This window comes from Rahnella aquatilis CIP 78.65 = ATCC 33071 (assembly GCF_000241955.1).
Taxonomy (GTDB): domain Bacteria; phylum Pseudomonadota; class Gammaproteobacteria; order Enterobacterales; family Enterobacteriaceae; genus Rahnella; species Rahnella aquatilis.
Genome location: NC_016818.1, coordinates 4,799,270 through 4,821,934, shown reverse-complemented (window position 1 = coordinate 4,821,934; position 22,665 = coordinate 4,799,270). Strand labels below are relative to the sequence as shown.

Sequence of the window (22,665 nt, the reverse complement as noted above, 5' to 3'; positions counted from 1 at the left end):
CTGCTCACAGGGTACCTTCGGGTACCCTGTTTTATTTCTGCTTCTGCTTTTACGAAACGATTAACTCAAATTCCTCCGCTGTTTTTGAATCCTTCAGCGAAACGTTTCGATGCTGATCACAATTCCACCATAACTTCATTGCCATGTCCGTTAATCTTTATAAACTCATCAGCGAGCGAAACGTTTCGCTGTAGGAGTTCATAATGAAGAAGTCATCGCTGTTAAATGCCGAAGTCTCACATGTTATTGCCAGGTTAGGTCACACCGATCAGCTGGTTATTGGCGATGCCGGTCTTCCGGTGCCAGCAGCTTGCCAACGCATCGATCTGGCGCTAACCCAGGGAGTCCCCACCTTTTTACAAGTCTTAGAGGTAGTGACACATGAGATGCAGGTTGAGCGGGCTATCCTCGCAGAGGAAATCCTCACTAAAAATCCTCAACTCCATGAAGCGTTGCTCACCCAATTGACACAACTCGAACAACACCAGGGAAATACCATTGCTTTGGATTACGTCAGTCATGAGGCATTCAAAGCACAAACCGAAAAAAGTCGGGCTGTGATCCGCAGCGGGGAATGTTCGCCTTACGCGAACGTTATTCTGTGTGCCGGCGTAACCTTCTGAGGCTTTTATGCAACCTTTGCTGCAACTGACAGGCATTGATAAAGCCTTTCCCGGCGTAAAAGCACTTTCCGGCGCGGCGCTTAGCGTCTATCCGGGACGTGTGATGGCGTTAGTGGGAGAAAACGGCGCGGGCAAGTCCACCATGATGAAAGTGCTGACCGGCATCTACCAAAAAGATGCCGGCTCAGTACATTTTCTGGGTAAGGAAGCGACGTTCAACGGTCCGAAAGCGTCGCAGGAAGCTGGGATCGGTATTATCCATCAGGAATTAAATCTGATCCCCCAACTGACCATTGCTGAAAACATCTTCCTTGGCCGTGAGTTTGTGAACGGTTTTGGCCGCATCAACTGGAAAAAGATGTATGCCGAAGCCGATAAACTGCTGGCGCGCCTGAATCTGCGTTACAAAAGCGATCGGCTGGTGGGTGACTTATCCATCGGCGACCAACAGATGGTCGAGATTGCCAAAGTGCTCAGCTTTGAATCCAAAGTCATTATTATGGATGAGCCGACGGATGCCCTGACCGATACCGAAACCGCCTCTTTATTTAGCGTGATCCGTGAACTGAAAGCCGCTGGCTGTGGTGTGGTTTACATATCTCACCGCATGAAAGAAATCTTCGAAATCTGCGACGACGTGACGGTATTTCGTGACGGGCAGTTCATCGCAGAGCGTCCGGTCAGTTCGCTTGAAGAAGACACGCTGATTGAAATGATGGTGGGTCGCCGTCTGGAAGAACAATATCCGCGTATTTATCATGAACGTGGTGCGCTGCGTTTGCAGGTGCGCGATGTCAGCGGACCCGGCGTAGATAACGTCAGCTTTGATTTGCACAGCGGCGAAATTCTGGGCATTTCCGGTTTGATGGGTGCGGGCCGTACCGAACTGATGAAAATTCTCTACGGTGCCTTACCGCGTAAAAGTGGTTATGTGGCGCTTGATGGCCGCGAAGTCGTAACTCACTCTCCGCAAGACGGACTGGCAAACGGCATTGTTTACATCTCTGAAGACCGTAAGCGCGACGGTTTAGTGCTCGGCATGTCCGTGAAAGAAAACATGTCGCTGACCGCCTTGCGCTATTTCAGCCACCGCGGCGGGCGCCTTAAACATGCCGAAGAACAGCAGGCTGTCGGTGATTTCATCCGCCTCTTCAATATCAAAACGCCGTCGATGATGCAGACCATCGGTCTGCTATCCGGCGGTAATCAGCAAAAAGTGGCGATTGCCCGCGGTTTAATGACACGGCCGAAAGTCCTGATCCTCGACGAACCGACGCGCGGCGTTGACGTCGGTGCCAAAAAAGAGATTTACCAGCTTATAAACCAGTTCAAGCGCGAAGGGCTGAGCATCATTTTGGTTTCCTCAGAAATGCCGGAAGTGATCGGTATGAGTGACCGGGTTTTGGTGATGCATGAAGGTCATTTAAGCGGTGAATTCCCGATAGAACAGGCTACGCAAGAAGTGTTGATGGCAGCCGCTGTCGGCAAGCAATATGGCGTGACGCAGGAGTAATCAGATATGAGTTCTCAGACATTGCCAGCTAAAAAGCGCTGGATCAGTAAAGAGTGGTTGCTGGAGCAAAAGTCTCTGATTGCGCTGCTGGTGTTGATTGCCGTGGTCTCTTCCATGAGCCCGAATTTCTTTACGGTCAATAACCTGTTTAACATCCTTCAGCAGACGTCCGTCAACGCCATTATGGCGGTCGGGATGACGCTGGTGATCCTGACGTCCGGTATCGATTTGTCCGTCGGCTCTTTGCTGGCGCTGACCGGTGCCGTCGCTGCCTCGATTGTCGGCCTGGAAGTGAACGCATTTGTCGCCGTGGGTGCCGCACTGGCGCTGGGTGCTGCTGTCGGTGGCGTCACAGGAATGATTGTGGCCAAAGGTAAAGTTCAGGCGTTCATCGCTACGCTGGTCATGATGTTGTTGCTGCGTGGCATCACGATGGTGTACACCAACGGCAGTCCGATCAGTACCGGTTTTAATGATGTCGCTGATGTATTTGGCTGGTTTGGTATCGGTCGCCCGCTGGGTATCCCGACGCCAGTCTGGCTGATGGCTGTGGTGTTTATTGCGGCGTGGTACATGCTGCATCACACCCGGCTGGGGCGCTATATCTACGCGCTGGGTGGTAACGAATCCGCTACGCGTCTGTCAGGTATCAGCGTCGATAAAGTCAAAATTATCGTCTACTCCCTGTGTGGTTTGTTAGCCGCTCTGGCCAGTATCATCGAAGTGGCGCGCTTATCTTCTGCGCAGCCTAACGCAGGTACAGGTTATGAGCTGGATGCTATTGCCGCAGTGGTATTAGGGGGAACCAGCCTGTCCGGGGGTAAAGGACGCATTGTTGGAACGCTGATCGGTGCATTGATCCTTGGCTTCCTGAATAACGGTTTGAACTTATTAGGTGTTTCTTCCTACTACCAGATGATCGTAAAAGCAGTTGTCATTCTGCTGGCGGTTCTGGTGGATAACAAAAGCAACAAATAAACTCTCCTACAGGACTTATGACCATGAATATGAAAAAACTGGCTGTCTGGGTTTCCGCCGCAGCGATCACCGCTTCTTTCAGTGCTAACGTTCTGGCGAAAGACACCATTGCGCTGGTCGTTTCCACGCTGAACAATCCGTTCTTCGTCTCCATGAAAGACGGCGCGCAAAAAGAAGCGGACAAACTGGGTTATAACCTGGTGGTTCTTGATTCTCAGAACAACCCGGCGAAAGAGCTGGCAAACGTACAGGACCTGACGGTTCGTGGCACCAAGCTGATGCTGATCAACCCGACGGATTCTGATGCGGTAGGTAATGCCGTGGCGATGGCAAATCAGGCGAAAATCCCGGTGATCACCCTTGACCGTCAGGCAACTAAAGGCGTTGTCGCCAGCCATGTCGCGTCCGATAACGCCTTCGGCGGTAAAATGGCCGGTGATTACATCGCCAAGAAACTGGGCGAAAACGCTAAAGTCATTGAACTCGAAGGTATCGCCGGGACGTCTGTTGCCCGTGAACGCGGTAAAGGTTTCGCTCAGGCCGCTGAAAAACACCATTTCCAGATCCTCGCCAGCCAGCCTGCTGACTTCGACCGCACCAAGGGCCTGAACGTTATGCAGAATCTTCTGACCGCACATCAGGATGTACAGGCTGTGTTCGCTCAGAATGACGAAATGGCGCTCGGTGCTTTGCGCGCCCTGCAGACTGCCGGTAAAACGGATGTGCTGGTCGTTGGCTTTGACGGCACCGAAGACGGTATCAAAGCGGTTAACAGCGGCAAAATGGGTGCGACTGTGGCACAGCGTCCTGAACAAATCGGTGTGATCGGCATTCAGACTGCGGATAAAGTGCTGAAAGGCGAGAAAGTGCCAGCTGTTATTCCTGTTGATTTGAAACTGGTTGCTCAGCCGTAATACTCTTTTTATCTATGCTGTAACTGCGCCTCCTGAGGGAGGCGCTATCTGACTCAGGGATCTCCACATGAAAACCGGCAAACTGGTGGTACTCGGCAGTATCAACGCTGACCACATTTTGAATATCAACCACTTCCCGCAACCGGGCGAAACGGTTATTGGAAAGCAATACACTGTAGCCTTTGGCGGCAAAGGGGCGAATCAGGCCGTTGCAGCCGGTCGCAGTGGTGCTGATATTTCTTTTATTGCCTGTGTGGGAGATGACGATATTGGCGAGCGCGTTCGTAAACAGCTGGCCAGTGACCGTATTGATACGCAACCCATCGAGGCCATCAAAGACTCAACCACCGGCGTTGCACTGATTTTCGTGAATGCGGAAGGTGAGAACGTTATCGGTATCGATGCGGGGGCGAATAAAGCTGTGACGCCGGAATACCTTGATCGCTATAAACAGCAGATCATCAGCGCGTCTGCTTTATTAATGCAGCTGGAATCGCCGCTTGAGACGGTGATTGCGGCGGCGAAAATCGCCAAAGACAACGACACGCAGGTTATCCTCAATCCGGCTCCGGCGTGTGAATTGCCCGATGAACTGCTTGCGCGGGTGGATATGATCACCCCGAATGAAACAGAAGCCGAAAAGCTGACGGGGATTAAAGTCGATAATAATGAAGATGCCGATCGCGCCGCGAAAGTTTTGCATGACAAAGGCATCGCAACCGTCATCATTACATTGGGCAGTAAAGGTGTCTGGCTGAGCCAGAACGGCGAAGGAAAGTTGGTTGCGGGGTTCTGCGTTAAAGCCGTCGATACGATAGCCGCAGGTGATACCTTTAACGGTGCATTAGTCACCGCGTTGCTTGAAGGTAAAATGATGGACTGTGCGATACGATTCGCGCATGCGGCGGCGGCGATTGCCGTGACGCGCCCTGGTGCGCAACCTTCTGTCCCGTGGCGCAAAGAAATAGACGATTTCCTCGCACAACAGGAGGCCTGATTGGCCACCATGAAAGATGTCGCCCGTCTCGCGGGCGTTTCAACCTCAACTGTTTCCCATGTGATCAACAAGAATCGTTTTGTCAGTGAATCTATCGCTAACAAAGTGAATGCTGCTGTTGAACAACTCAACTATGCGCCTTCCGCCCTGGCCCGCAGTCTTAAGCTGAACCAGACACGCACCCTCGGCATGTTGCTGACCGCCAGCAGTAACCCTTTCTATTCTGAAGTCGTGCGTGGCGTTGAGCGTAGTTGTTATGAACGCGGCTACAGCCTTATTTTATGTAATACCGATAATGATGCTGAACGTATGAACCGCAGCCTGGAAACATTGTTGCAAAAGCGGGTCGACGGGCTGCTGATCATGTGTACGGAAAACCACCGGCCATCGAAAGACGCTATTAGCCGTTATCCTTCACTACCCATTGTGATGATGGACTGGTCACCTTTTGATGGCGCGATAGATATTATTCAGGATAACGCGCTGTTGGGCGGCGAAATGGCGACGGAATTTTTAATCCGCCGCGGTTATCATCGCATCGCCTGCATTACCGGCCCGTTGGATAAAACGACTGCACAGGAACGGCTGAGTGGATATCGTCAGGCCATGGAAAAAAACGGTTTAACGATTTTTCCCGGTTATGAAGTGAGTGCTGATTTTGAATTTGAAGGCGGATTAGCCGCAATGCAAAAGTTGCTGGCGCTGCCCGAACCGCCTCATGCCGTTTTTGCCGGCAACGACGCGATGGCCGTTGGCGTATATCAGACGCTTTATCAGTGTGGGTTGCGCGTCCCAGAGGATGTTGCCGTGATAGGTTACGATGACATAGAGCTGGCACAATATATGATGCCGCCGCTGACAACTATTCATCAACCTAAAGACTCACTGGGAGAATTGGCCGTTGATGCATTACTGCATCGGTTGCAGGAGCCGGATTCAGAACCGCAGGTCTTAGTATTAACGCCGGAACTGGTAGTGCGTCAGTCTGTGGGTTCATTCATCGGCAATTAACAGACTCTGACATTCCAGCAAAGCTGCAGAAGCATTGCTGGCCAGAATGGCATCCGTCAGCCGTTGGTGATGTTCCAGCTTGATGACTTCATTGCCTGTAATTGCCCGAAAATAACTCTGATACACTGAACTGAATAAATTCGAGAAAGAAGTCAGGAAAGGATTTTTCCCCGCTTCATAGATTAGCTGGTGAAACTGTGTATCTACCGTTATCCAGCGTTCCCGATCAAAGCTGTCATGCAACCGGCGCATTTCATACATATAAAGAGAGAGCTGATGTTTTTGCTCTTTACTGGCAGAGAGTGCCGCTAAGGCGCAGGCCTGAGGTTCGAGCGCTCTGCGCAAAACAATGAAATGTGCCATCACCTGATCGAAGTTTTCACGGGTCATCCACCAGTTTAGCAATTCCTGATCGAGAAAGTTCCAGTTCGATTGCGGCATCACCCGGGTACCAATACGCGGACGGGGTAAAAGCATTCCCTTGGCCGCCAGCGTTTTTACTGCTTCACGCACGGCCGTCCGGCTGACACCAAAAATCTCTCCTAACTCATTCTCGCCAGGAAGAATAGACCCTTCCGGATACTCGCCAGACAAAATGCGCTGTGCAATTTTCTCCGCCAGCAGGTAAGAAAGGTTACGCTGAGCCGCCTGTTGATGCGCATTTAGTAGCATGTAAGGTATTCCTGAATGTCTTTCTCTTATTATAAAGGAGAGTTTACTCTAGCCTCTGGCTTGGAACTGGTATGTTTTTAACGAAAAACGATCGGTATTTATCCATTTTGGGCGAAATTGACGGAATAATGAACGGTTGGCGAAAAAAGTGAATTTAAGGGTTGCGGCCTTCTGAGAACTCCCTATAATGCGCCTCCACTGACCGGGAACAACGACTGATACGTCGCCCGGACGGGAAGAGAAAAAGAAGAATGTTCGAATGAATAATCTCTTGACTCTTCAGCGGGAAAACGTAATATACGCCTCCCGCGCCGCATAAGATTCCTTGCGAACCGCGGCATGCTCTTTAACAATTTATCAGACAATCTGTGTGGGCACTCACAAGACGATATCAGCCATCTCGGTGGCAAAAAAATATCAAGTCTTAGAGTGACCAAGCAGTAATTCATTTAGTTGAATTATTACGAAGTAATCTCTGAGCACCGCTTCACTTGTTGAAGCAAATCGAACTTTTAATTGAAGAGTTTGATCATGGCTCAGATTGAACGCTGGCGGCAGGCCTAACACATGCAAGTCGAGCGGCAGCGGGAAGTAGCTTGCTACTTTGCCGGCGAGCGGCGGACGGGTGAGTAATGTCTGGGAAACTGCCTGATGGAGGGGGATAACTACTGGAAACGGTAGCTAATACCGCATGACCTCGAAAGAGCAAAGTGGGGGATCTTCGGACCTCACGCCATCGGATGTGCCCAGATGGGATTAGCTAGTAGGTGAGGTAATGGCTCACCTAGGCGACGATCCCTAGCTGGTCTGAGAGGATGACCAGCCACACTGGAACTGAGACACGGTCCAGACTCCTACGGGAGGCAGCAGTGGGGAATATTGCACAATGGGCGCAAGCCTGATGCAGCCATGCCGCGTGTGTGAAGAAGGCCTTAGGGTTGTAAAGCACTTTCAGCGAGGAGGAAGGCATCATACTTAATACGTGTGGTGATTGACGTTACTCGCAGAAGAAGCACCGGCTAACTCCGTGCCAGCAGCCGCGGTAATACGGAGGGTGCAAGCGTTAATCGGAATTACTGGGCGTAAAGCGCACGCAGGCGGTTTGTTAAGTCAGATGTGAAATCCCCGCGCTTAACGTGGGAACTGCATTTGAAACTGGCAAGCTAGAGTCTTGTAGAGGGGGGTAGAATTCCAGGTGTAGCGGTGAAATGCGTAGAGATCTGGAGGAATACCGGTGGCGAAGGCGGCCCCCTGGACAAAGACTGACGCTCAGGTGCGAAAGCGTGGGGAGCAAACAGGATTAGATACCCTGGTAGTCCACGCTGTAAACGATGTCGACTTGGAGGTTGTGCCCTTGAGGCGTGGCTTCCGGAGCTAACGCGTTAAGTCGACCGCCTGGGGAGTACGGCCGCAAGGTTAAAACTCAAATGAATTGACGGGGGCCCGCACAAGCGGTGGAGCATGTGGTTTAATTCGATGCAACGCGAAGAACCTTACCTACTCTTGACATCCACGGAATTCGCCAGAGATGGCTTAGTGCCTTCGGGAACCGTGAGACAGGTGCTGCATGGCTGTCGTCAGCTCGTGTTGTGAAATGTTGGGTTAAGTCCCGCAACGAGCGCAACCCTTATCCTTTGTTGCCAGCGAGTAATGTCGGGAACTCAAAGGAGACTGCCGGTGATAAACCGGAGGAAGGTGGGGATGACGTCAAGTCATCATGGCCCTTACGAGTAGGGCTACACACGTGCTACAATGGCATATACAAAGAGAAGCGAACTCGCGAGAGCAAGCGGACCTCATAAAGTATGTCGTAGTCCGGATTGGAGTCTGCAACTCGACTCCATGAAGTCGGAATCGCTAGTAATCGTAGATCAGAATGCTACGGTGAATACGTTCCCGGGCCTTGTACACACCGCCCGTCACACCATGGGAGTGGGTTGCAAAAGAAGTAGGTAGCTTAACCTTCGGGAGGGCGCTTACCACTTTGTGATTCATGACTGGGGTGAAGTCGTAACAAGGTAACCGTAGGGGAACCTGCGGTTGGATCACCTCCTTACCTCAAGATACGCATTGTGCAGTGTCCACACAGATTGTCTGATGAAATTAATGAGCAAGAGCACCTGTTGATGCGGTGAGGGCAACCTTACGCTGATACGAAAAGTGCCAAACCATGTATGTGGTCTGGTACGGATTTTTCGTGTCCCCATCGTCTAGAGGCCTAGGACACTGCCCTTTCACGGCTGTAACAGGGGTTCGAATCCCCTTGGGGACGCCAATCCGATAATGTGTGAAAGACATTATCACCTGTTCTTTATGAACAGAAAATAACTTAAAGATGACTTTAACGAGTCGTGTTTAAGATATTGCTCTTTAACAATCCGGAACAAGCTGAAAATTGAAAGTTTACAGCTGAACATCACTCTCCGTAGCAGTACTGAGTGGTGGATTAGTCTGTAACAGAGTCTCTCAAATAATCGCAATGCGACGGTGGAAACACCTTCGGGTTGTGAGGTTAAGCGACTAAGCGTACACGGTGGATGCCTAGGCAGTCAGAGGCGATGAAGGGCGTGCTAATCTGCGAAAAGCGTCGGTAAGGTGATATGAACCGTTATACCCGACGATACCCGAATGGGGAAACCCAGTGTGCTCCGGCACATTATCATTACATGAATACATAGTGTAATGAGGCGAACCGGGGGAACTGAAACATCTAAGTACCCCGAGGAAAAGAAATCAACCGAGATTCCCCCAGTAGCGGCGAGCGAACGGGGAAGAGCCCAGAACCTGAATCAGTTTGTGTGTTAGTGGAAGCGTCTGGAAAGTCGCACGGTACAGGGTGATAGTCCCGTACACAAAAATGCACAGGCTGTGAGTTCGATGAGTAGGGCGGGACACGTGACATCCTGTCTGAATATGGGGGGACCATCCTCCAAGGCTAAATACTCCTGACTGACCGATAGTGAACCAGTACCGTGAGGGAAAGGCGAAAAGAACCCCGGCGAGGGGAGTGAAATAGAACCTGAAACCGTGTACGTACAAGCAGTGGGAGCCTACTTTGTTGGGTGACTGCGTACCTTTTGTATAATGGGTCAGCGACTTATATTTTGTAGCAAGGTTAACCGAATAGGGGAGCCGTAGGGAAACCGAGTCTTAACTGGGCGTCAAGTTGCAAGGTATAGACCCGAAACCCGGTGATCTAGCCATGGGCAGGTTGAAGGTTGGGTAACACTAACTGGAGGACCGAACCGACTAATGTTGAAAAATTAGCGGATGACTTGTGGCTGGGGGTGAAAGGCCAATCAAACCGGGAGATAGCTGGTTCTCCCCGAAAGCTATTTAGGTAGCGCCTCGTGAACTCATCTTCGGGGGTAGAGCACTGTTTCGACTAGGGGGCCATCCCGGCTTACCAACTCGATGCAAACTACGAATACCGAAGAATGTTATCACGGGAGACACACGGCGGGTGCTAACGTCCGTCGTGAAGAGGGAAACAACCCAGACCGCCAGCTAAGGTCCCAAAGTCATGGTTAAGTGGGAAACGATGTGGGAAGGCATAGACAGCCAGGATGTTGGCTTAGAAGCAGCCATCATTTAAAGAAAGCGTAATAGCTCACTGGTCGAGTCGGCCTGCGCGGAAGATGTAACGGGGCTAAACCATGCACCGAAGCTGCGGCAGCGACGCTTATGCGTTGTTGGGTAGGGGAGCGTTCTGTAAGCCGTCGAAGGTGGACTGTGAGGTCTGCTGGAGGTATCAGAAGTGCGAATGCTGACATAAGTAACGATAATGCGGGTGAAAAACCCGCACGCCGGAAGACCAAGGGTTCCTGTCCAACGTTAATCGGGGCAGGGTGAGTCGACCCCTAAGGCGAGGCTGAAAAGCGTAGTCGATGGGAAGCAGGTTAATATTCCTGCACTTGGTGTTACTGCGAAGGGGGGACGGAGAAGGCTAGGCTGGCCGGGCGACGGTTGTCCCGGTTCAAGCGTGTAGGGGGTGTGACCTGGTAAATCCGGTTGCATATCAACCCTGAGGCGTGATAACGAGCCACTACGGTGGTGAAGTAGCTGATGCCATGCTTCCAGGAAAAGCCTCTAAGCTCCAGGTAACACGAAATCGTACCCCAAACCGACACAGGTGGTCAGGTAGAGAATACTCAGGCGCTTGAGAGAACTCGGGTGAAGGAACTAGGCAAAATGGTGCCGTAACTTCGGGAGAAGGCACGCTGGCGCGTAGGTGAAGGGACTTGCTCCCGGAGCTGAAGCCAGTCGAAGATACCAGCTGGCTGCAACTGTTTAATAAAAACACAGCACTGTGCAAACACGAAAGTGGACGTATACGGTGTGACGCCTGCCCGGTGCCGGAAGGTTAATTGATGGGGTCAGCCGCAAGGCGAAGCTCTTGATCGAAGCCCCGGTAAACGGCGGCCGTAACTATAACGGTCCTAAGGTAGCGAAATTCCTTGTCGGGTAAGTTCCGACCTGCACGAATGGCGTAATGATGGCCAGGCTGTCTCCACCCGAGACTCAGTGAAATTGAACTCGCTGTGAAGATGCAGTGTACCCGCGGCAAGACGGAAAGACCCCGTGAACCTTTACTATAGCTTGACACTGAACATTGAGCCTTGATGTGTAGGATAGGTGGGAGGCTTTGAAGCGTGGACGCCAGTCTGCGTGGAGCCAACCTTGAAATACCACCCTTTAATGTTTGATGTTCTAACTCGGCCCCGTAATCCGGGGTGAGGACAGTGTCTGGTGGGTAGTTTGACTGGGGCGGTCTCCTCCTAAAGAGTAACGGAGGAGCACGAAGGTTAGCTAATCACGGTCGGACATCGTGAGGTTAGTGCAATGGCATAAGCTAGCTTGACTGCGAGAGTGACGGCTCGAGCAGGTACGAAAGTAGGTCATAGTGATCCGGTGGTTCTGAATGGAAGGGCCATCGCTCAACGGATAAAAGGTACTCCGGGGATAACAGGCTGATACCGCCCAAGAGTTCATATCGACGGCGGTGTTTGGCACCTCGATGTCGGCTCATCACATCCTGGGGCTGAAGTAGGTCCCAAGGGTATGGCTGTTCGCCATTTAAAGTGGTACGCGAGCTGGGTTTAGAACGTCGTGAGACAGTTCGGTCCCTATCTGCCGTGGGCGTTGGAAGATTGAGAGGGGCTGCTCCTAGTACGAGAGGACCGGAGTGGACGCATCACTGGTGTTCGGGTTGTCATGCCAATGGCATTGCCCGGTAGCTAAATGCGGAAAAGATAAGCGCTGAAAGCATCTAAGCGCGAAACTTGCCTCGAGATGAGTCTTCCCTGTGGCTTTAAGCCACCTGAAGGGACGTTTAAGACTAAGACGTTGATAGGCTGGGTGTGTAAGTGCAGCGATGCATTGAGCTAACCAGTACTAATGACCCGAGAGGCTTAACCTTACAACACCGAAGGTGTTTTTGATTTGAGAGACAGACTCGAGAGAGTAGATTTTCAGCGAAATGTTCCGGTATTGGTTCGTATGGCGGCGTGTGATGAGAAATTATGACACGACGCGGTATGAATGAAACAGAATTTGCCTGGCGGCAGTAGCGCGGTGGTCCCACCTGACCCCATGCCGAACTCAGAAGTGAAACGCCGTAGCGCCGATGGTAGTGTGGGGTCTCCCCATGCGAGAGTAGGGAACTGCCAGGCATCAAATAAGTGGAAAGCCCCGCACGCAAGTGCGGGGCTTTTTGCTGTCGGGAGTTTGAGTAAACAGAAAATCTAAGCCTATTATTTTTGCTTATTTTTCAGCCACGTGATAACAAATTTACCAACTTCTTCTATGTCATTTATATTCAAGACGCTAATTGTCGATGAAATAGTATCTGATAGACAATCGCTGGCCAACGCAACAACATGCATGTCAATTAACTGCTCTAATGCTCTCTCTGTTCCTTCCCTGTGCAGCATAATTTTATCGATATTTTCATGTTTAAATCCTTCAACGAGGATCATATCCAATTTATTGTGGTCAAAACGCGTTGTAAGGTAATCAAGGTCTAGATGATCCTGCTCAGGAGTTTCTGTCATTAATGCCCATCGACTGCTGCTGGCAACCATAGTCTGGTTTGCACCCGCTTTGCGTAGCTCAAAGCTGTCTTTCCCGGGCGTATCTACGTCCACATCATGATGGGTATGCTTTATCAGACCGGTTCGAATGCCACGTTGACGCAGATAGGGGATAAGCTGCTTTAGCAATGTGGTTTTCCCTGTCCCGCTGTAAGCGACTATTCCAAGCAATGGAACTTGTTTTTTTATCATCTTGATAGGTCTTGGTTGTTGGTTTTCCAAAGTGCAACATCTTCTGGTGAGTTGAGATTAGAAAAGGCTGTGGATTCGTTGAATAGTACTGATTTTGCACCGATTTTATGTAAGAAAATCATTAACTTTCGGTCTCCCTTACCGAGATAGGTTTTCAGCGCCGGGATCAGATTACGGTTGAGAAGACAAAGCGTCGGATGCTCGCGTTCAGCGTCACAGGCATAAACTGCCTGTTGTCCGGCCGTATTTTCTAAAAAAGCTTCGGCGAGATTTGTCGGGAAGGCTGGAACATCACAGGGAACGAACAGTACCCATTTGGTTCTACTGACAGACAATGCGGCAAGCATACCCGCAAGGGGGCCGGAGAAATCCTGAGTAATATCAGGGACTGTCTGGAAATTTCGGCCATATCGTTCAGTATTCCGGTTACAGCTGATGAGAATATCTCCGACTTGCGGGCGTAATCTTTCGGCAATATGTTCAAATAAGGGCTTGCCATTAATTTCGATCAGCCCTTTATCTTCACCCATCCTGCTCGAACGACCACCCGCTAAAATAACGCCGGTAATGTTATCCTGCCCCATAATATTTACCTGTAAAAATGACTATATACCTTTCATTGTAACGCCTTACCTTGCAGCCAGGCAGGTTTAACTGATACCTGCTCAGCTTGTCCTTTCCCTGAAGAAATAACCCTGTTATTTTTAGGGTCTGTAACTAAGTTGAAAGGGAATATCATGAAAGAACATCGCGTAAATGAGTTGATTGAACTGCTTCATCCTGCATGGAAAGAAGATTGTGATCTTAACCTGTTGGAGTTTATTCAGAAGCTGGCGACAGAATGTGGCTATCAGGGACCTTTGGGAGAACTGAGTGATGATACGTTGATTTATCATCTGAAAATGCGTGGAACTGACAGCACAACGGAAATTCCTGGCCTGAAGAAAGACTATGAAGATGACTTCAAAACTGCAATTTTACGCGCTCGCGGTGTGATTAAAGATTGATGTAAACTTATGTGAACTTCATGCGAACCGCCAAAAATAGATGATACTATTTCCCATTGTCACTTTTCTGCGCGGCTAACCCGAATGAAGTTATGAACAATTCAGCTTTTAATTTTCAGGCATTGTCGCCGGACCTCATCCTTGATGCGTTAGAAAGTGTCAGTCTGATTGCTGAGTCCGGTCTCACTGCCTTAAACAGCTATGAAAATCGTGTCTACCAGTTTCTGGGAGAAGACAGAAAACGTTATGTGGTGAAGTTCTACCGGCCTGAGCGCTGGAGTGAAGAACAAATCCACGAAGAGCATCGGTTTTCTCGTGATATGGCTGATGCTGAAATCCCTGCTGTTGCCCCTCTTTCTATTAATGAAAATACACTTCATCACTATCAGGGTTATATGTTCACCGTGTTTCCGAGCGTCGGTGGCCGTCAGTATGAAATAGATAATCTCGATCAACTGGAATGGGTGGGGCGTTTCCTCGGGCGTATTCATCAGGTTGGTAGTGAGAGTCTCTTCATTGCCCGTCCGACAATTGGCCTTGATGAATACCTCTCCCGAGCGCGTGATGTCCTGGCGCAGTGTCCTCTGATCCCCAAAAGCCTGCGAGAGCCTTTTTTATCTGCGACAGATAAACTGATCACGACGACACAGGAGTTCTGGCATACCGACTGGCAGCCTTTGCGCTTACATGGGGATTGCCATCCGGGAAATATTCTCTGGCGAGACGGACCGCTGTTTGTGGATATGGATGATGCCCGTAATGGTCCGGCAATCCAGGATCTCTGGATGTTGTTACATGGCGACCAAAATGAGCAAAGGCTCCAGTTAGATATCTTGCTGGAAGCTTATGGAGAGTTTGCTGATTTAGATACCAGTGAACTGTCTTTGATTGAACCGCTGCGTGCTATGCGCATGGTTTATTATCTGGCCTGGGTTGCCCGTCGCTGGGATGATCCTGCATTTCCTAAGAGCTTCCCCTGGATGCAGGACGAAGATTTTTGGCGTGGCCAGATAGCGGCTTTTACTGAGCAAATGAAGAAATTACAGGCACCTCCTTTACGGCTGATGCCAATGTATTGAGTCACGATTAACGTTCGAAATTTAATTAATGGAGATAGGCTTTATATGAAAAAGATATTCCTGGCACTGGTTGGTATGGTTATGGCCTTCAGTGTATCTGCTGCGCAATTTTCTGATGGCGCGCAATACGTTACTCTAGATAAAACCGTAGCTAATGAGCCACAGGTACTCGAGTTTTTCTCATTTTATTGCCCGCACTGCTATCAGTTCGAACAAGTCTGGCATGTTTCTGACAGCATCCGTAAGAACCTGCCAAAAGATGTGAAATATACTAAATACCACGTTGAATTTCTGGGCCCGTTAGGTAAACAACTAACACAGGCGTGGGCTGTGGCTATTGCTCTGGGTGTTGAAGATAAAGTCAGCCCGTTGATGTTTGATGCCGTACAAAAACAACAGTCTGTACAAAATGCTGATGATATCCGTAAAGTCTTTATTCAGGCTGGCGTGAAGGGCGAGGATTATGATGCTGCACTTAACAGCTTCGTCGTGAAATCACTGGTTGTTCAGCAGGAAAAAGCAGCTGCTGATTTGGGTCTGCAAGGCGTTCCTTCTGTATTTGTGAACGGCAAATATATGGTTAAAAATGACGGGCTTGATACCAGCTCACAGGATATCTATGCCAAACAATATTCTGATGTGATCAATTTCTTAGCCACGAAAAAATAAGAATCCCTGATCTCAGCGCCAGCCTTCAGGCTGGCGTTATATTTTCTGAAAAAATTAACAAAGTTCGGGATTAACTCGGGAAATATAAATAATTCATGGCTGAAATATTTCCTGTAAATATTACTATCCACAATAGCTATTAAGCTTCTATTACACGATTATTTCATAGGACTCTCTGTTAACCTGATGAAACCAGTAGTTAAAATTGTAAAGTATTTGCTGGGTATGGTCAGATAATAATTTACTATAAAAACTATTCACAAAGTTATCCACAGGATGATCCTTCGAGATCCCTCGCAACTTCGCAATGAATTTCCCTCTCAAGGTTCGTCTTTCCCGCTGGCTATGGCATCCTTAGAGCATGTCTGATCACGAATAAAGAAGAGTTATGGCCCAGATAGCAGAAAACCCCTTAATCCTGGTAGACGGTTCGTCTTACCTTTATCGCGCTTATCATGCGTTCCCTCCGCTGACCAACTCTGCGGGAGAACCGACCGGCGCGATGTACGGTGTGCTTAACATGTTGCGCAGTTTATTGCTGCAATACGCACCAAGCCATGTTGCTGTGGTTTTTGACGCGAAAGGCAAAACCTTCCGTGACGAACTTTTCGAACAGTACAAATCACACCGTCCTCCGATGCCGGACGACCTGCGCTCTCAAATTGAACCTCTTCACCAAATGGTCAAAGCAATGGGGCTGCCTTTGCTGGTGGTCTCTGGTGTAGAAGCGGACGACGTGATTGGTACGCTGGCACTTGAAGCTGAACAGGCGGGTCATGCTGTTTTGATCAGCACTGGTGATAAGGATATGGCACAGCTCGTGACCCCAGGCGTGACATTGATTAATACCATGAACAATACGATTCTGGGGCCAGATGAAGTTGTCGAGAAATACGGTGTTCCGCCTTCACTGATCATTGATTTCCTCGCTTTGATGGGCGATTCCTCGGATAACATCCCGGGCGTGCCGGGTGTAGGCGAGAAAACTGCACAGGCTTTGTTACAGGGCATTGGCGGTCTTGATGCTCTGTATGCTGATCTTGATAAAGTGTCGACGCTCAGTTTTCGTGGTTCCAAAACCATGGCGGCTAAACTCGCTGAGAATAAAGACGTCGCTTATCTCTCTTACCAGCTGGCGACTATTAAAACGGACGTTAAGCTGGATCTGACCTGCGCAGAGCTGACAGTTTCAGAACCGAATGCGGATGAACTTCACCAGTTATTTGGTCGCTATGAATTCAAACGCTGGCTGGCTGATGTTGAATCCGGGACCTGGCTGAGCGGTAAAAAATCCTCGGGTAAAGCGAAAAAAGGCGCTACCGCTCAGGAATCGGCCACCACTGCGCCTGTTGAACCTAACCAGCTTTCTCAGGACGGTTACGTCACCATTTTGGATCAGGAGACGCTTGATGAATGGATCGGTTATCTGAAAGCGTCGGATGTGTTTGCATTCGATACAGAAACGGATGGTCTGGATACGCTGACTGCCAATCTCATCGGTTTATCTTTCGCCACGGAAGCGGGTAAAGCGGCGTATCTGCCTGTTGCGCATGATTACCTGGATGCGCCGGTACAGTTGGATCGCGATGAAGTGTTGAAACAACTGAAGCCTTTACTCGAAGATGAAAAGCAGCGGAAAGTCGGTCAGAACCTGAAGTTCGACCGGGGCGTGTTACTGCGTTATGACATAGAATTAAAAGGTATCGCCTTCGATACCATGCTTGAATCCTATGTGCTTGACAGCGTATCTGGCCGACATGATATGGACAGCCTGGCCGATCGTTATCTTGGCCATAAAACCGTCAGCTTTGAAGAGATCGCGGGTAAAGGTAAAAACCAGCTGACCTTCAATCAAATCGGACTTGAGCAAGCGGCACCGTATGCGGCGGAAGATGCTGATGTCACGTTGCAGTTGCATCAGGCACTTTGGCCTCGTATTGCGCAAAGCGAATCCCTGAAGACGGTATTCACGGACATCGAAATGCCTCTGGTGCCTGTGTTGTCTCATATTGAACGCACCGGTGTTCTGATTGATCAGAACATCCTCGCTGCCCATTCGAAAGAACTGGCTATTCGTCTGAATGAGCTCGAAAACAAAGCGCATGAACTGGCAGAAGAGCCTTTCAACCTGTCTTCGACCAAACAGTTGCAGGCCATTCTGTATGAAAAACAGAAATTACCGATCCTGAAGAAAACGCCGGGTGGCGCCCCGTCAACCAATGAAGAAGTTTTGGCTGAGCTGGCTCTGGATTATCCGCTGCCAAAAGTCATTCTTGAATATCGTGGTCTGGCAAAACTGAAATCGACTTATACCGACAAACTGCCATTGATGATCAATCCGCAGTCCGGGCGCGTTCATACGTCTTATCACCAGGCTGTGACGGCCACCGGGCGTCTGTCTTCCAGCGATCCAAACCTGCAAAACATTCCGGTGCGTAATGACGAAGGCCGCCGTATCCGCCAGGCGTTTATTGCACCAAAAGATTACCTCATTCTGGCTGCGGATTACTCACAAATTGAACTGCGTATTATGGCGCATTTATCGAAAGATGAAGGTTTGCTGAAAGCGTTTGCTGAGGGTAAAGATATCCACCGTGCGACAGCCTCTGAAGTCTTCGGTACGCCACTCGACAGCGTGACTGGCGAACAGCGCCGTAGCGCAAAAGCGATTAACTTTGGCCTGATTTACGGCATGAGTGCCTTTGGTTTATCACGCCAGTTGAATATCCCGCGCAAAGAATCCCAGCGTTATATGGATTTGTATTTTGAGCGCTATCCGGGCGTGCTGGAATACATGGAGCGTACCCGTGCTCAGGCTTCTGAACAGGGTTATGTTGAAACGCTGGACGGTCGCCGTCTGTATCTGCCGGACATTAAATCCAGCAATGCCATGCGCCGCAAAGGTGCTGAGCGTGCAGCAATCAACGCCCCGATGCAGGGAACGGCAGCGGATATCATCAAGCGAGCAATGATCAGCGTCGCTGACTGGCTGAAACAACCGGATGCGCCGCGTGTCCGCATTATCATGCAGGTACACGATGAACTGGTGTTTGAAGTGCATAAAGATGACGTTGAAGCAGCAAGCGAGAAAATCCGCACTCTGATGGAAGCAAGCATGAAGCTGGCTGTTCCGCTGAAAGTGGATGTGGGTACCGGCGAAAACTGGGATCAGGCACACTAAGTGAATAGTTATTAAGCTTTTTTTGTAATTAAGCTACAGGATCATGGGCTCATACCATGAGAGTGATCGCATAATCCGCGATTTTTGTGTAAGTAAACTACAAAAAGTTCTTTTTCCCCGTCAGAAAATAGGGTAAAGTTTCTCTCGTAGGGTACAGAGGTAAGATGTTCTATCTTTCAGACCTTTTACTTCACGTAATCGGATTTGGCTGAATATTTTAGCCGCCCCAGGCATTTATGTCTGGGGCGTTTTTTATTGCGTTTTTCATAGGGTTATGTCCATAAAATATACCCATAAAAAAGGGCGACCTGACGGTCACCCCTTTCTGTTCTTTACTTACACTTCCCGTTACGGGAGCGCTATTATTCGCCTTCGTCAGAAAGCTCTTCTTCCAGCACTTCCGGTGGGATTTCGCTGAACCAGGTGTTCAGTTTGTCACTCAGTTTATCCACGCCCATTTTCTTCGGGGAGGAAAACGCTTCTACCTGAATATCACCCATGAATTCTTTCACCGCTTCACGGACCATTTTGATTTGCGCCTGACGTGCGCCTGAAGCCAGTTTGTCTGCTTTAGTCAGCAGCAACATGACCGGCGTACCCACATCAACGGCCCATTGAATCATCTGGTGATCGAGATCTTTAAGCGGATGGCGAATATCCATCAGCACAACCAGACCTTTCAGGGAGTTGCGCATTTGCAGATATTCGCCCAGAGCGCGCTGCCATTTACGCTTCATTTCTTCCGGCACTTCTGCGTAGCCATAGCCCGGTAAGTCGACCAGACGGATGCCCGGTTTCACTTCGAACAGATTGATAAGCTGGGTACGTCCCGGTGTTTTACTGGTACGTGCGAGGCTTTTCTGCTGAGTGAGGGTATTCAGCGCACTGGATTTGCCGGCGTTTGAACGACCAGCAAATGCGACTTCAATGCCTGCGTCAGATGGCAGATGCCGGATATCCGGGGCGCTCATGACGAAATGGGTCATATGATAGTTGTAAATTTGGCTGGTCAAAACGTGCGTCTCCGTGAGGCATGAGTATCTGGCTGGCGATTATAACTGCAACTGAGCCGGGATGTGTTCGTGTTTTTAAAATCCGAATGATGAGGCGAAGGGACCACAGAGATGAAGGCGGGGGAAAATTGCCTTCATGATGTAAGACATTTGCTATTCATGATGCGGGTTATTTCGCTTGTTTTCTGGCCGTATTTTTTAATTCTATTACATTTCAACAAGATAAAATTAATGCGTTCTTTGAACCCTTAATACGGCTGGTGGATATCTTGAGCCTTTGTGTCAGTCGGGTAAAGTGATTCTTACGCGATGAAGGCAAGAAGGGAAATACGGACAAAAATTGCATTCACGGATCACGGGAAATGCATCGCGATTTAAGGATGAACGGAGCCGGAGGCCCTGAAAGGCAAAGGAAAAACCGGGAAGTTGATGCTATACAGGGAAAGTGTTTAATGAATATCCTTCTGAGGAAGGAAAGAAAAAGGCAGCAAGGTTACCTTGCTGCCTTTTTTCTTTGTCCGCTTTCTGCTAGATTCCGCCGCAAATCTATACTAAATGTACACACCTAAGAGCAGATGCCATGAAACAGCCAGCGAAAGCACCGCGCGCCAATACCGCGACAGCTAAAACGAAGAAGAAAAGTCGTGTCGAGCTTGATATCGAAGCGCGCGAACGCAAGCGTGATAACAAGCGCCGTGGCCATAAAGCAGGCTCACGCGCAAATCCTGATGCGGCTCAGAACCAAAGTGGCGCAGGCGCGAAAAAAGCCGATCCGCGTATCGGCAGCAAAAAAGCCGTGCCATTGATCGTTGAGACCGTCACGAACAATGCAGCGAAAGCGAAGAAAGCCGCACAGCCTAAGCAAGATGCAAAACCGAAGATGACACCGGAAGAAGAGCTGACGTTACTCGAAAATGATGAGCGTCTGGATTCCTTGCTGGATCTCATCGACGATGGCAAAGCATTGAGCGCAGAAGATCAGGCTTATGTTGATCAGACGTTGGATCGCATTGACGTGCTGATGGAAATCCTTGGCATTGAACTCGGCGAAGATGAAGATGACGAAGAAGAAGTGAAGAACGAAGACATGATGCAGCTGCTTAAGCGCGGAAACCCAAAAGACGGTTTCTAAGCCATGCGCTGGGTCATCCCGGCAATAGCCTTACTCTTTGCATGTTATCTGCTTTGGTTATTCGGTAAACTACGCCGGTTATCGAAAACCAGAGCACGTTTGCGCAGAGCGACCTTTGCACGGCAGGCCAAAAGCCTGCCTGTAAGGCGAACCGGCAGCATCCGACGCCGGAAGGAGTAAGTCACCCATGTCAGAACAGACTACCGTCTGGGATTTAGCGCTGATCCAGAAATACAATTATTCGGGTCCGCGATACACATCCTATCCAACAGCACTTGAGTTCAGTGAAAGCTACGACAATACCGCTTTCGAAAAGGCGGCCGCCCGTTATCCGGCCCGCTCGCTCTCATTGTATGTGCACATTCCTTTCTGCCATAAGCTCTGCTACTTCTGCGGCTGCAATAAACTGGTGACCCGCCAGCAGCATAAAGCCGAAGAATACCTCACCGTGCTTGAAAAAGAGATCAGCCACCGTGCACCGCTCTTTAAAGGCCGTCAGGTCAGTCAGCTGCATTGGGGCGGTGGTACGCCGACTTACCTGAATAAAGCCCAGATAAGCCGTCTGATGGGCCTTCTGCGGGCACACTTTGATATCCTGCCCGACGCAGAAATGTCTCTGGAGGTGGATCCACGTGAAATCGAGCTTAATGTGCTCGATCATCTGCGTAGCGAAGGTTTTAACCGCCTGAGTATGGGTGTGCAGGATTTCAACAAAGAAGTGCAGCGTCTGGTTAACCGTGAGCAGGATGAAGACTTCATCTTTGCCCTGATTGAACGCGCCCGTGCGCTGGGTTTCAACTCGACCAATATCGACCTGATTTACGGTCTGCCGAAACAGACGGCAGAAAGTTTTGCCTACACGCTGCAGCGTGTGGCAGAGCTGAATCCTGATCGTCTGAGTGTGTTCAATTATGCGCATATGCCAAAATTGTTCGCTGCTCAGCGCAAAATCAAAGATGCCGATTTGCCTGGCGCAGAAGAGAAACTGAAAATTCTGCAGGAAACCATCGCTTCGCTGACCGGTTCCGGCTATCGCTTTATCGGGATGGACCACTTTGCCCGCCCTGATGATGAACTGGCAATTGCCCAGCGCGAAGGCAAACTGCACCGTAATTTCCAGGGCTACACCACGCAGGGCGACAGCGATTTGCTCGGCATGGGTGTTTCGGCCATCAGCATGCTTGGCGATACCTATGCGCAGAACGAGAAAGATCTCAAAACCTATTACGATCGGGTGAAAGGGCAGGGACATGCGTTATGGCGCGGTCTGGAAATGACCAATGATGACTGCCTGCGTCGTGACGTCATTAAATCGCTGATCTGCCATTTTGAGCTGAATTTTGCCGATATCGAACAGCGTTACGACATCCGTTTTACCGACTATTTTGCTGATGATCTGGTGCTGCTGAAGCCGCTGGTTGAAGACGGGCTGGTTGAGGTGAGCGACGCGCATATTCAGGTGACGCCGCGCGGGCGTTTGCTGATCCGTAATATCTGCATGTGCTTTGATATTTATCTGCGCCGTCAGGTGCGCCAGCAACAATTCTCCCGCGTTATCTGACAGCCTGCGCTGCAAAAATCTATTCGCAGTA

General features: G+C 49.8%; 17 protein-coding genes, 1 tRNA gene and 3 rRNA genes. 17 read left to right on the top strand and 4 right to left on the bottom strand.

Annotated features, from left to right (window positions below):
* The first annotated feature begins 203 nt into the window (after window positions 1–203).
* From rbsD to rbsR, 6 genes are all read left to right on the top strand, one after another.
* Entirely contained in the window at window positions 204–623 is a 420-nt protein-coding gene (gene rbsD, locus RAHAQ2_RS21805; protein ID WP_015699267.1) for a D-ribose pyranase, read from the top strand.
* A gap of 7 nt (window positions 624–630) precedes the next feature.
* Window positions 631–2,136: a ribose ABC transporter ATP-binding protein RbsA gene (gene rbsA, locus RAHAQ2_RS21800; RefSeq protein WP_015699266.1), complete on the top strand. Its 1,506-nt coding sequence runs from the start codon at window positions 631–633 to the stop codon at window positions 2,134–2,136.
* A gap of 6 nt (window positions 2,137–2,142) precedes the next feature.
* Window positions 2,143–3,114, top strand: a complete 972-nt coding sequence (rbsC, locus tag RAHAQ2_RS21795; RefSeq protein WP_013577668.1) for a ribose ABC transporter permease — start codon at window positions 2,143–2,145, stop codon at window positions 3,112–3,114.
* Between the two features lie 23 nt (window positions 3,115–3,137).
* Entirely contained in the window at window positions 3,138–4,028 is an 891-nt protein-coding gene (gene rbsB / locus RAHAQ2_RS21790; RefSeq protein WP_015699265.1) for a ribose ABC transporter substrate-binding protein RbsB, read from the top strand.
* Between the two features lie 67 nt (window positions 4,029–4,095).
* A complete protein-coding gene (rbsK, locus tag RAHAQ2_RS21785) occupies window positions 4,096–5,025 on the top strand; it encodes a ribokinase (RefSeq protein ID WP_015699264.1) in 930 nt (309 codons plus the stop codon).
* Window positions 5,026–6,036 (top strand): ribose operon transcriptional repressor RbsR, encoded by a 1,011-nt coding sequence (gene rbsR / locus RAHAQ2_RS21780; RefSeq protein ID WP_015699263.1) that lies wholly within the window; start codon window positions 5,026–5,028, stop codon window positions 6,034–6,036. It begins immediately after the preceding gene.
* Here rbsR and RAHAQ2_RS21775 read toward each other — a convergent pair.
* Window positions 6,019–6,708 carry a FadR/GntR family transcriptional regulator gene (locus RAHAQ2_RS21775; protein ID WP_015699262.1) on the bottom strand — a complete coding sequence of 230 codons (690 nt, stop codon included), beginning with the start codon at window positions 6,706–6,708 and terminating at the stop codon, window positions 6,019–6,021. The two genes, rbsR and RAHAQ2_RS21775, sit on opposite strands and share 18 nt — an antisense overlap.
* Before the next feature lie 513 nt (window positions 6,709–7,221).
* On the opposite strand from RAHAQ2_RS21775, the gene RAHAQ2_RS21770 reads away from it, so the two are divergent.
* The 4 genes from RAHAQ2_RS21770 (at window position 7,222) to rrf (ending at window position 12,380) form a co-directional block, all read left to right on the top strand.
* Window positions 7,222–8,764, top strand: a 16S ribosomal RNA gene (locus RAHAQ2_RS21770).
* A 143-nt stretch (window positions 8,765–8,907) separates the two neighbouring features.
* A tRNA-Glu gene (locus tag RAHAQ2_RS21765) sits at window positions 8,908–8,983 on the top strand.
* A 235-nt stretch (window positions 8,984–9,218) separates the two neighbouring features.
* Window positions 9,219–12,127, top strand: a 23S ribosomal RNA gene (locus tag RAHAQ2_RS21760).
* A 137-nt stretch (window positions 12,128–12,264) separates the two neighbouring features.
* Window positions 12,265–12,380: ribosomal RNA gene (gene rrf / locus RAHAQ2_RS21755) — 5S ribosomal RNA — on the top strand.
* Together the 16S, 23S and 5S rRNA genes with 1 tRNA gene alongside form the textbook arrangement of a ribosomal RNA operon.
* An 81-nt stretch (window positions 12,381–12,461) precedes the next feature.
* Here rrf and mobB read toward each other — a convergent pair.
* Entirely contained in the window at window positions 12,462–12,992 is a 531-nt protein-coding gene (mobB, locus tag RAHAQ2_RS21750) for a molybdopterin-guanine dinucleotide biosynthesis protein MobB (protein WP_015699261.1), read from the bottom strand.
* Window positions 12,989–13,576: a molybdenum cofactor guanylyltransferase MobA gene (gene mobA, locus RAHAQ2_RS21745; protein ID WP_015699260.1), complete on the bottom strand. Its 588-nt coding sequence runs from the start codon at window positions 13,574–13,576 to the stop codon at window positions 12,989–12,991. The genes mobB and mobA overlap by 4 nt, the downstream gene beginning before the upstream one ends.
* A 153-nt stretch (window positions 13,577–13,729) precedes the next feature.
* On the opposite strand from mobA, the gene RAHAQ2_RS21740 reads away from it, so the two are divergent.
* The 5 genes from RAHAQ2_RS21740 (at window position 13,730) to spfP (ending at window position 19,140) form a co-directional block, all read left to right on the top strand.
* Window positions 13,730–13,999: a YihD family protein gene (locus RAHAQ2_RS21740; protein WP_015699259.1), complete on the top strand. Its 270-nt coding sequence runs from the start codon at window positions 13,730–13,732 to the stop codon at window positions 13,997–13,999.
* A 92-nt stretch (window positions 14,000–14,091) separates the two neighbouring features.
* Window positions 14,092–15,078, top strand: a complete 987-nt coding sequence (locus tag RAHAQ2_RS21735) for a serine/threonine protein kinase (protein WP_015699258.1) — start codon at window positions 14,092–14,094, stop codon at window positions 15,076–15,078.
* A 45-nt stretch (window positions 15,079–15,123) separates the two neighbouring features.
* Entirely contained in the window at window positions 15,124–15,747 is a 624-nt protein-coding gene (gene dsbA, locus RAHAQ2_RS21730) for a thiol:disulfide interchange protein DsbA (protein WP_015699257.1), read from the top strand.
* Between the two features lie 388 nt (window positions 15,748–16,135).
* Window positions 16,136–18,928 carry a DNA polymerase I gene (gene polA, locus RAHAQ2_RS21725; protein WP_015699256.1) on the top strand — a complete coding sequence of 931 codons (2,793 nt, stop codon included), beginning with the start codon at window positions 16,136–16,138 and terminating at the stop codon, window positions 18,926–18,928.
* A gap of 164 nt (window positions 18,929–19,092) precedes the next feature.
* A complete protein-coding gene (gene spfP / locus RAHAQ2_RS26320) occupies window positions 19,093–19,140 on the top strand; it encodes a small protein SpfP (RefSeq protein WP_071892919.1) in 48 nt (15 codons plus the stop codon).
* Window positions 19,141–19,290: 150 nt separating this feature from the next.
* On the opposite strand, the gene yihA is transcribed toward spfP, so the two are convergent.
* Window positions 19,291–19,941, bottom strand: coding sequence for a ribosome biogenesis GTP-binding protein YihA/YsxC (gene yihA / locus RAHAQ2_RS21720; protein WP_015699255.1), 651 nt, complete (start codon window positions 19,939–19,941; stop codon window positions 19,291–19,293).
* Window positions 19,942–20,521: 580 nt separating this feature from the next.
* Between yihA and yihI the strand changes: the two genes are divergently transcribed.
* Together yihI and hemN are read left to right on the top strand one after the other, a co-directional pair.
* Complete coding sequence (gene yihI, locus RAHAQ2_RS21715) at window positions 20,522–21,073, top strand: Der GTPase-activating protein YihI (RefSeq protein ID WP_015699254.1); 552 nt, start codon at window positions 20,522–20,524, stop codon at window positions 21,071–21,073.
* A 187-nt stretch (window positions 21,074–21,260) separates the two neighbouring features.
* On the top strand, window positions 21,261–22,634 hold the full coding sequence (hemN, locus tag RAHAQ2_RS21710; RefSeq protein WP_015699253.1) for an oxygen-independent coproporphyrinogen III oxidase: 1,374 nt from the start codon (window positions 21,261–21,263) through the stop codon (window positions 22,632–22,634).
* The last annotated feature ends 31 nt before the right edge of the window (window positions 22,635–22,665 follow it).